At 69.8% G+C, this 12,410-nt stretch carries 11 protein-coding genes; 2 read left to right on the plus strand and 9 right to left on the minus strand.

The features are described 5' to 3' along the window. Positions 1-16: 16 nt before the first annotated feature. The gene (locus tag E5843_RS09775; RefSeq protein ID WP_136412544.1) at positions 17-763 is read left to right on the plus strand and encodes a response regulator; all 747 of its coding nucleotides are present in this window, start codon (positions 17-19) and stop codon (positions 761-763) included. A gap of 33 nt (positions 764-796) precedes the next feature. On the opposite strand, the gene recO is transcribed toward E5843_RS09775, so the two are convergent. From recO to rpoE, 9 genes are all read right to left on the minus strand, one after another. Then, positions 797-1,567 carry a DNA repair protein RecO gene (gene recO, locus E5843_RS09780; RefSeq protein ID WP_141065962.1) on the minus strand — a complete coding sequence of 257 codons (771 nt, stop codon included), beginning with the start codon at positions 1,565-1,567 and terminating at the stop codon, positions 797-799. A 36-nt stretch (positions 1,568-1,603) separates the two neighbouring features. After that, positions 1,604-2,533, minus strand: a complete 930-nt coding sequence (era, locus tag E5843_RS09785; RefSeq protein WP_136412545.1) for a GTPase Era — start codon at positions 2,531-2,533, stop codon at positions 1,604-1,606. 302 nt (positions 2,534-2,835) lie between these two features. Then, positions 2,836-3,501, minus strand: a complete 666-nt coding sequence (rnc, locus tag E5843_RS09790) for a ribonuclease III (protein WP_136413084.1) — start codon at positions 3,499-3,501, stop codon at positions 2,836-2,838. Positions 3,502-3,519: 18 nt separating this feature from the next. After that, the gene (locus E5843_RS09795; protein ID WP_134673797.1) at positions 3,520-3,900 is read right to left on the minus strand and encodes a DUF4845 domain-containing protein; all 381 of its coding nucleotides are present in this window, start codon (positions 3,898-3,900) and stop codon (positions 3,520-3,522) included. Positions 3,901-3,980: 80 nt separating this feature from the next. After that, positions 3,981-4,772: a signal peptidase I gene (lepB, locus tag E5843_RS09800; RefSeq protein WP_136412546.1), complete on the minus strand. Its 792-nt coding sequence runs from the start codon at positions 4,770-4,772 to the stop codon at positions 3,981-3,983. A gap of 102 nt (positions 4,773-4,874) precedes the next feature. Further along, entirely contained in the window at positions 4,875-6,671 is a 1,797-nt protein-coding gene (gene lepA / locus E5843_RS09805; protein ID WP_134674671.1) for a translation elongation factor 4, read from the minus strand. 210 nt (positions 6,672-6,881) lie between these two features. Continuing rightward, entirely contained in the window at positions 6,882-8,435 is a 1,554-nt protein-coding gene (locus E5843_RS09810) for a Do family serine endopeptidase (protein WP_134673799.1), read from the minus strand. A gap of 62 nt (positions 8,436-8,497) precedes the next feature. Next, a complete protein-coding gene (locus E5843_RS09815) occupies positions 8,498-9,475 on the minus strand; it encodes a sigma-E factor negative regulatory protein (RefSeq protein ID WP_244240763.1) in 978 nt (325 codons plus the stop codon). After that, a complete protein-coding gene (rpoE, locus tag E5843_RS09820) occupies positions 9,472-10,086 on the minus strand; it encodes an RNA polymerase sigma factor RpoE (RefSeq protein WP_136412547.1) in 615 nt (204 codons plus the stop codon). The genes E5843_RS09815 and rpoE overlap by 4 nt, the downstream gene beginning before the upstream one ends. 244 nt (positions 10,087-10,330) lie before the next feature. Here rpoE and E5843_RS09825 point away from each other — a divergent pair, with 244 nt between their 5' ends. Beyond that, positions 10,331-12,385, plus strand: coding sequence for a 3-hydroxyacyl-CoA dehydrogenase NAD-binding domain-containing protein (locus E5843_RS09825; protein ID WP_136412548.1), 2,055 nt, complete (start codon positions 10,331-10,333; stop codon positions 12,383-12,385). The last annotated feature ends 25 nt before the right edge of the window (positions 12,386-12,410 follow it).

Here is a 12,410-nt window from a genome sequence, read left to right on the forward strand (position 1 = left end):
TCCAGGAAGGATACCCATGGACCGTAGCGGCCCGAGCACGCCCCGTCTGCTGCTGGTCGAGGACGAACCCGCAAGCCGCCTGTTCCTGCAGGCCGCTGCCGCCGCGCTGCCGGCGCAGGTGGATACCGCGGCGCGGCTGTCCGAGGCCTACGCGCTGGCGCAGACACGCGACTACGCACTGTGGATGGTCGATGCCAACCTGCCCGATGGCGATGGTGGCGCCCTGCTGCGCCGCCTGCGCGAACATGGCCTGGACACGCCGGCCATCGCCCATACCGCGGCCTGCGACGAAGCCGAACGCCAGCGCCTGCTCGCGGAGGGCTTCGTCGACGTGGCGATCAAGCCGCTCAGCGCCGCCGCATGGCAGGACGCGATCCGTGCCGCGCTGGATGGCCGTGCAGCCGACGATGGCCGCGGCTTGCCACAGCCCGCCAGCGCCAGCGCGCCGGTGTGGGACGATCTCGCGGCGACGCGTGCGCTCGGCGGCAACCCGACCCACGTGACCGCCCTGCGCGACCTGTTCCTCGCCGAGTTGCCGGTGGTGCGTGAGCAGGTGGTGGCGGCGGCACGCATCCATGACCACGACCGTCTTCGCGGCGCGTTGCACAAGCTGCGTGCGAGTGCCGGCTTCGTCGGCGCTGCACGGGTCGACCGCGCGGTGCAGGCGTTGCAGGCGATGCCCGACGACGCCTCCGCGCTGCAGGGCTTCCTCGAAGCCACCGACCAGACCTTCGCCACGCCGCAATCGGCCCACACGGCCTGACCCGCCCACGGGCGCGCGCTCCCCCCGGGGCGGTCAGTCCGTTGCGGGGTGCGGCGGGTGCGGCGGACGCGCAGGCGCGTTGACCGGTCCGGCGAGCCGGCCGAGATCGGCCATCAGTTCCCATGACTTCAGCCCGCGCGGCCCGAGATGGTGCACGAGCACGTCGCGCAATACACGGCGCAGGCCCGGCAGGTCGTCGACCTCCGGCGTTTCGTCGGCCGCGAGCGCAAGCAGTGCACGCCCCGTCGCCGCCCGGCTGCGCTCGCCGTCGCGCTCGCTGAACACCCGGCGCGCGCCGTGCTCGGCGTCGAGCCGGTAACGCGCGGCGGGATCGATCGGCGCGCCGTCGCCGTCGGTATCCCAGCCCAGACCGAAGCCAAGCGCGTCGAGCAGGTCGCGCTCGAAACGCCGCAGCGTCCAGGCCAGGCCGGGCGCTGCGAGCCGTCCGCGAACCTCGGCATAGAGGTCGAAGAGCCCCGCATGCGGATCCTGTCGCGGGGCCAGCCGCAGCACCAGTTCGTTGACGTAGAAGCCGGCCAGCACCGCATCGCCGGTGAGCGCCGGCGCGCGGTCGACCGCTTCGGCACCGGTCAGTGTCGCCAGCTCGCCGCGCTGCACCGCATCGAAGCGGATGTGCTGCAGCGGCTGCAGTGCGGCACGCAGCGCATGGCGGCGTGGTGACTGCACGCCACGCGCCAGCAGGCCGAGCCGGCCCTGCGACAGGCTCAGCACCTCGACCAGCAGGCTGGTCTCGCGCCAGCGCCGCGTATGCAGGACGAAGGCGGGCTCGCCGGTGTATCGCATGGGCTGGGTTCCGGAAGGCGCGGACGCCGGCGGCGATCAGCGGTCCGGGCGGCCCGGATCCTCGTAGCCGAATGCACGCAGCGCGGCCTCGTCGTCGGACCAGCCCTCGCGCACGCGCACCCAGGTCTCGAGGAACACCTTGCGGTCGAACAGCCGTTCCATGCCCAGCCGCGCCTTGCCGCCGATCTCCTTCAGCCGCGTGCCGCCCTTGCCGATCACGATCGCCTTCTGGCCCTCGCGCTCGACCCAGATCACCGCGGAGATGCGCGCCATGCCGGCGTCGTCGACGAACTGCTCGATCTCCACCGTGGTGGCATACGGCAGCTCCGCGCCGAGCTGGCGCATCAGCTGTTCGCGCAGCAGTTCGGCGGCAAGGAAACGTTCGCTGCGATCGGTGATCGCGTCCTCTTCGTACAGCGCGGCCTGCTGTGGCAGCAGCGGCAGCACCGCAGCCACCAGCCCGTCCAGGCCCTTGCGCTTGAGCGCGGACACCGGATGCACGTTGGCGAACTCGCGGCCTTCGGACACCTTTGCGAGGTAGGGCAGCAGCGAACCCTTGTCCTTGATGCGATCGACCTGGTTCACGACCAGCAGCACCGGCACGCCGCTGGAGTGCAGCAGTTCGTAGGCGGCGGTGTCCTCGTCTTCCCACCGCCCGGCCTCGATCACCAGGAAGGCCGCGTCGACGCCCTCGACGGCACCGCGCGCGGCGCGGTTCATCCAACGATGCATCGCGGTGGCGCTGGCCTTGCCCTGCTCGCGGTGCAGGCCGGGGGTGTCCACCAGCACCAGCTGGCCCTCTGGCAGCGTGGCCACGCCGAGCAGGCGATGGCGCGTGGTCTGCGGCCGGTTGGAGACGATGCTGACCTTGGCGCCGACCAGGGCGTTGATCAGGGTGGATTTGCCCACGTTGGGGCGGCCGATCACGGCGACATGGCCGGCGCGGTAGGAGGTGTTTTCTGTCATTCGCGCATTGTATGCGTCGCTGCGGCAGCGGCGGGCGAAGACTCCGGTCCGCGTGGGAGCGCAGGCTATTTCCTGCCACGGATCCACGCGGATCGGGATGCGTGGGACCGTCGTCTCCCATCGAGCGCCTCGCGATCACGTGCTACCGACAGCGGCATCGATTTCGGGGTCAGGTCCCCGGCGCGTTTTGCGCCGGCTTGATCGGGACTCCAGGCGCGCTCCGGGGCCGCCCCGCCAGCTCCATTGACCCGCCTGATCCGCGTTGATCCGCGCGGATCCGCGGCAGAAAAACGGGAGCGCCGTCAGCGCGGCCCTTCCAGCTGCTCGAGGATTGCCGCCGCCGCGGCCTGCTCGGCGGCACGCCGCGAACCACCCTCGCCCTCGCTGGTCAGCGCCGGCTCGGTGATCCGGCACGCGACGACGAAGGTGCGCGCGTGCTCGTCGCCGCTCTCGCCCAGCAGCTCGTAAAGCGGCAACGGCCGCTGCCGCCCCTGCAGCCATTCCTGCAGGCGGGTCTTGGCGTCCTTGCCGACCTTGTTGATCTCGAAGCCCTCGAGCTCCGGTTCCAGCCAGGCCAGCACCGCGACGCGGCAGGCAGCGAAGCCGGCATCCAGATAGATCGCCGCGATCACCGCTTCCAGCGCATCCGAGAGGATCGAATCACGGCGATGGCCGCCGGACTTCATCTCACCCGGGCCCAGCATCAGCCGCGGGCCGACATCGAGCCGGCGGGCAATGCGCGCCAGCGTGGATTCGCGCACCAGTTCGGCGCGCGCGCGCGTCAGCGCACCTTCGTCGGCACGTGGGAAACGCTGGTACAGCGCCTCCGCGGCGACCAGGCCGAGCAGCGCATCGCCAAGGAACTCGAGCCGCTCGTTGTGTGGCGCGCCGGCACTGCGATGGGTCAGCGCCTGCGCGAGCAGGCCCTGGTCGGCAAAGCGGTGGCCGAAGGGGTCACCGCCGGCCATCGCGTGCACGCACCGGCATTATTCGCCGGCGCCCGAGCGTGTCAGCGCCTGCGAGGCGTTGAACTTGCCGACCACGTCGAGGTTGCCCACCAGCGGGCGGCGGATCTCGTAGTTCACGTCCATCTGCCAGCCATTGTCGATCCGGCGCAGCTTGACGTGTTCCTTCTTCACGTTTTCCGAGTAGCTGATGTACAGCCGGCGGAAGAACAGGTCCTGGATCCGCGCGGGATCCTGCGTGGCGATGCCGGGCTCCTGCGCCAGGCCCTTGAGCGCCTGGCGCACGCTGTAGTACTCCGAATACATCGGGAACAGCTTCATCAGGATGTAGGCGGCAAACCCCACCACCGACAACACGATGACGAACCCCAGCAGGGTCATCCCCTTCTGCTTCTGCTTCATTGCCCTTCTCCCCGAAAGGTGCATGTCCGGCTGCGATCCTAGCGGCAGGCCCGCCCCTTGGACAGAGCCGGATCGTGTGGTCAGCGGATGCTGCGGCCGATGCGGTCGAAGCCGACACCGCCGGCAGCACCGTCCCAGTTCATCCAGATCAGGAACGCCTTGCCGCGCAGCTGGCTCTCGGGCAGCTCGCCCCAGAAGCGGCTGTCGTCGCTGCGGTCGCGGTTGTCGCCCATCACGAAGTAGTGCCCCGGCCGTACCGTCCACTCGCCTTCGCCCGGGTCGCGGAACGGCAGGCCGGTGATCTCGAGCACTTCATGGCTGCGCCCGGGCATCTCCTCGCGCAGCAGCGTGGCACCGGTCATTTCCTGGCCACGGCCACGGCCCTCGTAGGCGCCGCCATCGCTGTAGTCGAAGGCCTCGCCGTTCACGTACACCGTGTTGTCGCGGTAGGCGATGGTGTCGCCGGGCAGGCCGATGACGCGCTTGATCCAGTCCTGGTCGGGATGGTGCGGCGGGCGGAACACCACCACGTCGCCGCGCTCGGGTTCGCCGATGGCGATGACCTTGTGGTTGTTGATCGGCAGCCGCAGGCCGTACGAGAACTTGTTGACCAGGATGAAGTCGCCGATCAGCAGCGTCGGCATCATCGAACTGGAGGGAATGCGGAACGGTTCGGCGATGAAACTGCGCAGGATCAGCACCGCCGCCAGGATCGGGAAGAAGCTGCGCGCGTAGTCCACGAGCACCGGCTCGCTTGCCTCCAGCAGGCCCGCCCGGCGCGCACGGCGCTTTGCGAAGACCAGGCGATCGAGCAGCCAGATCAGGCCGCTCAGGAGGGTCAGGCTGACCAGTCCGATTTCAAACCACTTCATTGGCGCTCCTTTGGAGCCGTGCTGCGCGATGGCAGGCGGGCGCAGGGCGACGCGCGCGGATGCGCGACGCCGGAGCCGTCGATGGGGCGTCCACCAGCGGGATCACGAATCGCGGCTGGTGTTGAGCACGGCGAGGAAAGCTTCCTGGGGAATTTCGACGCGTCCGACCTGCTTCATGCGCTTCTTGCCTTCCTTCTGCTTTTCCAGGAGCTTCTTCTTGCGCGAGATGTCGCCACCATAGCATTTGGCCAGCACGTTCTTGCGCAGTGCCTTGACCGTGGTGCGGGCGATGATCTGCGAACCGATCGCGGCCTGGATGGCGACGTCGAACTGCTGGCGCGGGATCAGGTCCTTCATCTTCTCGGTGAGCTCGCGACCACGCCGGTCGGCGTGGCTGCGGTGCACGATCACCGACAGCGCATCGACCTTGTCGCCGTTGATGAGGATGTCGACGCGCACGAACGGACCGGCGTCGAAGCGCACGAAGGTGTAGTCCAGCGAGGCGTAGCCGCGGCTGACCGACTTCAGCTTGTCGAAGAAATCCAGCACCACTTCGGCCATCGGCAGCTCGTAGGCGACCTGCACCTGGCTGCCCATGTAGGTGATGCCGATCTGGCTGCCGCGCTTTTCCTCGCACAGGGTGATCACCGCACCGACGTAGTCCGGCGGGGTGAGGATGTTGGCGCGGATGATCGGCTCGCGGATCTCCTCGATCAGGTTCACCGCCGGCAGCTGCGCGGGATTGTCCAGCGGCAGGATCCCGCCGTCGGTCCTGAGGATCTCGTAGATGACGGTCGGTGCGGTGCTGATCAGGTTGAGGTCGTATTCGCGCTCCAGGCGCTCCTGCACGATCTCCATGTGCAGCATGCCGAGGAAGCCGCAGCGGAAGCCGAAGCCCATCGCCTCGGAGCTCTCGGGCTCGAAGCGCAGCGCGGCGTCGTTGAGGCGCAGCTTGTCGAGCGCCTCGCGCAGGTCCGGGTAGTCCTCGGCATCGACCGGGAACAGGCCGGCGAACACGCGCGGCTGCATTTCCTGGAAGCCGGGCAGCGGCTCGGCCGCCGGGTCGGCCATCAGGGTCAGCGTGTCGCCGACCGGTGCGCCGTGCACGTCCTTGATGCTGGCGTTGATCCAGCCCACCTCGCCCGCGCGCAGTGACGGCATTTCCTTGCGCTTCGGCGTGAACACGCCGACCTTGTCGACCAGATGCCAGCGGCCGGTGGACATCACCTGGATCTTGTCGCCGGCCTTGATCTCGCCCTGCATGACGCGCACCAGCGACACCACGCCCAGATAGTTGTCGAACCACGAGTCGATGATCAGCGCCTGCAGCTTGTTGCTGCCGCGGTCGGCCGGCGGCGGGATGCGATGCACGATCGCCTCCAGCACGTCTTCCATGTTCAGGCCGGTCTTGGCACTGACCGCCACCGCATCGGAAGCGTCGATGCCGATCACCGCCTCGATCTCGCCCTTGGCACGGTCGATATCGGCGGTCGGCAGGTCGATCTTGTTGAGCACCGGCACCACTTCCAGGCCCTGCTCGATGGCGGTGTAGCAGTTCGCCACCGACTGCGCTTCCACGCCCTGGGCGGCGTCCACCACCAGCAGCGCGCCTTCGCAGGCGGCCAGCGAGCGGCTGACTTCATAGGAGAAGTCGACGTGGCCGGGGGTGTCGATGAAGTTGAGGAAGTAGGTCTCGCCGTTGCGCGCCGTGTACGGCACCGAGACCGACTGCGACTTGATGGTGATGCCGCGCTCGCGCTCGATCGGGTTGTTGTCGAGGACCTGCGCTTCCATCTCGCGCGCGGTGAGGCCACCGCACAGCTGGATGATGCGGTCGGCGAGCGTCGACTTGCCGTGGTCGACGTGGGCGATGATGGAGAAGTTGCGGATATTCCGCATCGAATGGGTCATGGAAGGCGCGTCGGCGTCGGGGGCGAAAAACACGCCATTGTCGCACAGGGGGCACAGCCCCCAGGTGCGCGCTTTGCAGGCGGATCGACGACCCGGGCCCGCTCCGGCTGCCCGCCGGCACCAGGCGACAGGCGGCTGCGGGCCGCGGCGTTGGCGGCAGCCCTGCGCCGGGTGGGGCGCAGGGGCCTGGCCGACGGGTTATTCCCCGTCGGCGCGCGGAGTGACCGCGATGAACTGGCTGCCGCGTGGGTTGCGCACCAGCAGCATCACCGTGTCGCCGGCCTTGACGTCGCGCAGCGCGCGATCGAGTTCCGCGGGAGTGTTGACTTCATCGCGGCCCACGCGCAGCACCACGTCGCCTGGCTGGATGCCCGCGCGGCGTGCAGCCACTCCTTCGACCCGGCCGATGCGTACGCCCTTGCCGGCATCCACGCCCAGCGGTCGACGCTCGGCGTCGGCCAGCGGCTGGCCGACCAGGCCCAGCGGGTTCGACGACGCCGATGGCGCTGCACCCGGCTGCGGGTCGGCGCTGCCCGGGCGCCCGCCGAGCAGGCTGCGATCGAGCGGTGCGAGGGTCAGCGTGTAGTCGCGCTCGCGGCCTTCGCGGAACACGGTCAGCTTGACCCGGGTGCCCGGCGCCTTGTTGCCGATCAGCGGCGGCAGGTCGCTGGGCTGGTAGATGCGGGTGCCATCGACCGCGCGGATCACGTCGCCGGGCTCGATGCCGGCCTTCTGCGCGGGGCTGTCGGGCGCCACTTCGTTGACCAGCGCGCCCAGCGTGTCGGGCAGGCCGAAGCCGCGCGCCTGCTCCTGCGTCATCGGCACGGCATTGAAGATCACCCCGACCTGGCCGCGCTGCACCGACCCGGTGTCCTTGATCTGGTCGGCGACGTTCATCGCCATGTCGATCGGGATCGCGAAACTCACGCCCTGGAAGCCACCGGTGTTGGAGAAGATCTGCGAGTTGATGCCGATGACCTCGCCGCGCGTGTTGAGCAGCGGGCCACCGGAGTTGCCGCGGTTGATCGCGACATCGGTCTGGATGAAGGGCACGTACTGCTGCCCCGCATACGGATTGGAGCGGCCGGTGGCACTGACGATGCCGGCGGTCACCGACTGCTCGAGCCCGAACGGCGAACCGATGGCCACCGCCCACTGGCCGGGCTTGACCAGGCTGGCGTTGCCGGCGCGCAGCGCGGTCAGGCCGCTGGCGTCGATCTTCAGCAATGCGACGTCGGATTCCTGGTCGCTGCCGACGATCTTCGCTTCGAACTGGCGGCGGTCCTGCAGGCGCACGGTGACCGTCTGCGCGTTCTCCACCACGTGGTGGTTGGTGAGCACGTAACCGTCGGCGGAGATCACGAAGCCGGTGCCGGTGGAGGTGCCGCGAGGCATCCCCGGATCGGCGTCCGGCGCACCCGGGGTCCCGGGGAACGGAAAGCCCGGGCCGAAGAAGCGACGGAAGATTTCCGGCAGCATCTCCTCGTCAGGCACCTGGCCCGGGCCGCCGCGCTGCGCGCGAGCCGCCGGCGCACCCACCAGCACCTCGATGCTGACCACGCCGGGCGCCACCTGCTCGACGAGACGGGTGAAATCCGGAAGCCCGGTGACCAGTTGCGGTGCGGCGGGCGCGGACTGCGCGGGCGCAGCGGCGGCCGCCTGCGGCTCGGCCGTGGCGACGGGCAACACGATGGCGGTGGTGGCCGCGGCGGTCATGGCGACCACGGCGACGATCGGCAGCACTTTCTTCATCGGGGGAACAATCCTCGACCGTTTCGGTGTGGGGTGTGCACGCGACTGCGTCGCGCGCCGGGTCATTCGGCGCCGGGCGTCGTCGGCGTACCGCCTGCATCCGGCAGCCCGGCCCCGAGGCTGCCGACCGGCGTCGGCCATACCAGCGTCGGGCGGGGACGTGGCCGCGCATCGATCTGCGGCTCGAACGGGTGGTAGGTGCGTACCTGCATGGTGTCCAGCCCGTAACCGGCAGCGAACGGGTTGTCGGTCCCGACCGCGGCACGCGGCCACGGGCGTGCGACACGCGCGTCACCGCCCAGCGCAGGCTCCACAGCGGCGATCGCCGGAAGCGGTGCAGGCACGTCCGGGACGACCGGTTGCGTGCGTGCCGGGGCGGCGACCGCAACCTGCACCTGCCGCTCGCGCCGGGTCGACGCCGGCGCACCCGACCTGCCGGTGCCGTTGCGCGCTTCCCGCTCGCCGCGACGCGGCACTTCCGCAACCGCCAGCGCCGCGGCGCTGGCCAGTGCGAGCGTGCTGGCGTCCATGCCGGTCGTGTCCGCGCCGGTTTCGCCAGCCAAGGGGGTCTCCGTGCCCGGCGCGGCGGCGGTCGCGGCGATGCGCGATGGCAGTTCCGTTTCGACCGGCGGCTGCATCTGGCGGCCGACGAAGAGCGCCGCCACCGCCACCGATGCCGCCAGCGCGGCACCACCGCCCCAACGCATCAGGCCGGCGCGGCGTGCCGCCGGAGCCGCCGGCGCGGTGGCCGCGTCTTCCGGCAGCCGCGCACCCGCATTGATCGCCAGCGCGATGCCGGCGGCGAAGTCCGCCGGCAGCGGCGCCTCGTGGCGGCCACGCAGCACGTCGCCGCAGACCTGCCAGCGCTCCCAGCAGCCGGCCAGCTCCGCATCGTGCTCGAGCCGGCGCAGCATGAAGCGGGCCTGGTCCGGCGACAGTTCGCCATCGAGCATCGCCGACAGTTGCTGGCGGTGATAGCGATAGAGCTTGTCGGGATCGGGCTGCAGCTGCAGCGCGTCGCTGTCGTCTGGAAGCATCATCGGATCGCGCGCTCCACGGGGGTTTCGTTGTCCATCAAGGGTCTCAGTTCCTGGTCGATCGCCTCGCGGGCCCGGAAGATGCGCGAGCGGACGGTTCCGATCGGGCAGCCCATGCGCGTGGCGATGTCCTCGTAGCTCAGGCCGTCGACCTCGCGCAGCGTGATCGCGACCCGGAGCTCCTCGGGCAGTGCTTCGACAGCGCGCATCACCGTTTGTTCCATCTGCTGTCGCATCAGTTCACGTTCGGGTGTGTCGCTGTCGCGCAGGCGGATGCCGGAATCGAACTGTTCGGCGTCGGAGACGTCGATGTCGTCGGTTGGCGGGCGCCGCTTGTGCGCGACCAGGTGGTTCTTCGCGGTGTTGACCGCGATGCGGTGCAGCCAGGTGTAGAACTGCGCATCGCCACGGAAGTTGCCGATCGCGCGGTAGGCACGGATGAAGGTTTCCTGCGCGACGTCCTGCACTTCGCTCCAGTCGGCGATGTAGCGGCCGATCAGCGCCGCGATGCGGTGCTGGTACTTGCGCACCAGCAGGTCGAAAGCGGCGGTATCGCCGCGCTGCACGCGGCTGACGAGTTCCTGGTCCAGCTGTTCGGTATCGATATCGGCCATCGGCCGGCAGCTCCTGTAGCCCGGCCGTGGTGGCTGGGCGGTGTGACCCGTGATCGGGCAGGAAGTTCCGTGGTCTGAACCCTTTGACGCATCTGGGGGCAGGCGTCGCGTGCCACAAGGCAGGTGCCGGCGAAGCGGCCTTGCAGAGGCGATAGGCGGCCGTCGCAACGCCGGCGGATTTGACGCAGGCGAAACAACCTCTGGATCATAAGGGCCTCTCCCGTACCCTATCGGATGGTGCCGCATGCTTGCAGGCCTCGACGGACTGCGCCTCAGTCATTGGAAAGCCGAGCAGCGCGATGACGGCGTGCTCGTGCTGGCCTTCGACCGCGCGGGCGAATCGGTCAACACGTTCGCGCAGGACGTGCTGATCGAACTCGATGCCGTGCTCGAGCGCCTGGCGCTGGAGCCGCCGAAGGCCGTGGTGGTGGCCTCGGGGAAAGCGAAGGGGTTCATCGCCGGTGCCGACATCCGCGAGTTCGCCGAGTTCGATGCGAAAGGCACGATCGGCGATTCGATCCGCCGCGGCCAGCAGGTGTTCCAGCGCCTGGCCGACCTGCCCTGCCCCACGGTTGCCGCCATCCACGGCTTCTGCATGGGCGGCGGCACCGAGATCGCGCTCGCCTGCGACTACCGCGTTGCCAGCAGCGATGGTTCCACCCGCATCGGCCTGCCGGAAGTGAAACTCGGCATCTATCCCGGCTGGGGCGGCAGCGTGCGCCTGCCGCGGCTGGTGGGTGCGCCGGCGGCGTTCGACATGATGCTGACCGGCCGCACGCTGTCGGCCAAGGCCGCGCGTGGCATCGGCCTGGTGGACAGGGTGGTGGAGCCGGCGCTGCTGCTCGATGCCGCGGCGTCGCTCGCGCTCAAGGGCACGCAGCGGCAGTTCAAGCAGCGCGCGCTGGGCTGGGTCACCAACACCTGGCCGGCGCGCCAGCTGCTGGCACCGCAGATGGTGAAGCAGGTGTCGCGCAAGGCGCGCAAGGAGCACTACCCCGCCCCGTACGCGCTGATCGAGACCTGGCGTCGCAGCGGTGGTTCGACCCAGCAGCGGCTGGCGGCCGAGCGCAAGTCGGTGGTCGGGCTCGCGGGCACGCCGACCGCGCGCAACCTCACCCGGGTGTTCTTCCTGCAGGAGCGCCTGAAGGCGCTCGGCGGCAAGCACCACGGCACCGGTCACGTGCACGTGGTGGGCGCCGGCGTGATGGGCGGCGACATTGCGGCGTGGTCGGCCTACAAGGGCTTCGAGGTGACCCTGCAGGACCGCGAACAGGCCTACATCGACAAGGCGCTGGCGCGCGCGCAGGAGCTGTTCCAGAAGAAGGTCAAGGACGAGGCGCAGCGGCCGGCGGTCTCGGCGCGGCTCCGTTCCGACCTCGCCGGCGAAGGCGTGGCCACCGCCGACCTGGTGATCGAGGCGATCATCGAGGACACCGATGCCAAGCGCGGCCTGTATGCACAGGTGGAGCCGCGGCTGAAGCCATCCACGCTGCTGACGACCAACACCTCGTCGATCCCGCTCGACGGGCTGGCGCAGGGCCTTGCCCGGCCTGCGCAGTTCGCCGGACTGCACTATTTCAACCCGGTGGCGATGATGCCGCTGGTGGAGATCGTTCTCCATCCGGGAATGGACGCAACCACGCAGCAGCGGCTGGCCGCGTTCTGCCGCGCCATCGACAAGCTGCCGGTGCCGGTGGCGGGCACGCCGGGGTTCCTGGTCAACCGGCTGCTGTTCCCCTACATGCTCGAAGCCGCGACCGCGTATGCCGAGGGCATTCCCGGGCCGGCGATCGACCGCGCCGCGGTCCGGTTCGGCATGCCGATGGGGCCGATCGAACTGATCGACACCGTCGGCCTGGATGTCGCCTCGGGCGTCGGTCGCGAGCTTGCGCCGTATCTCGGCCTGCAGATCCCGGCCACGCTGGCGATACCGCCGGAGGCCGGCCGGCGCGGCAAGAAGGACGGCCAGGGCCTGTACGCCTGGGAGGACGGCAAGCCGAAGAAGCCGGAGCTGCCGAAGGACTACAGGGCGCCGGACGACCTCGAGGACCGCCTGGTCCTGCCGCTGATCAACGAAGCGGTGGCCGCGCTGCACGAGGGCGTGGTGGCCGATGCCGACCTGCTGGATGCGGGGGTGATCTTCGGCACCGGCTTCGCGCCGTTCCGCGGCGGGCCGATCCAGTACGTGCGCGAGACCGGCGTCGACACCGTGCTGGCCCGGCTGCGCGCGTTGCAGGCGCGTCATGGCGACCGCTTCGCGCCGCGGCCCGGTTGGGACAACCCCGCACTGCGCGGCTGACCGCCGCCACGGATATCCCGCCGCG

The organism is Luteimonas yindakuii (genome assembly GCF_004803715.2).
GTDB lineage: Bacteria > Pseudomonadota > Gammaproteobacteria > Xanthomonadales > Xanthomonadaceae > Luteimonas > Luteimonas yindakuii.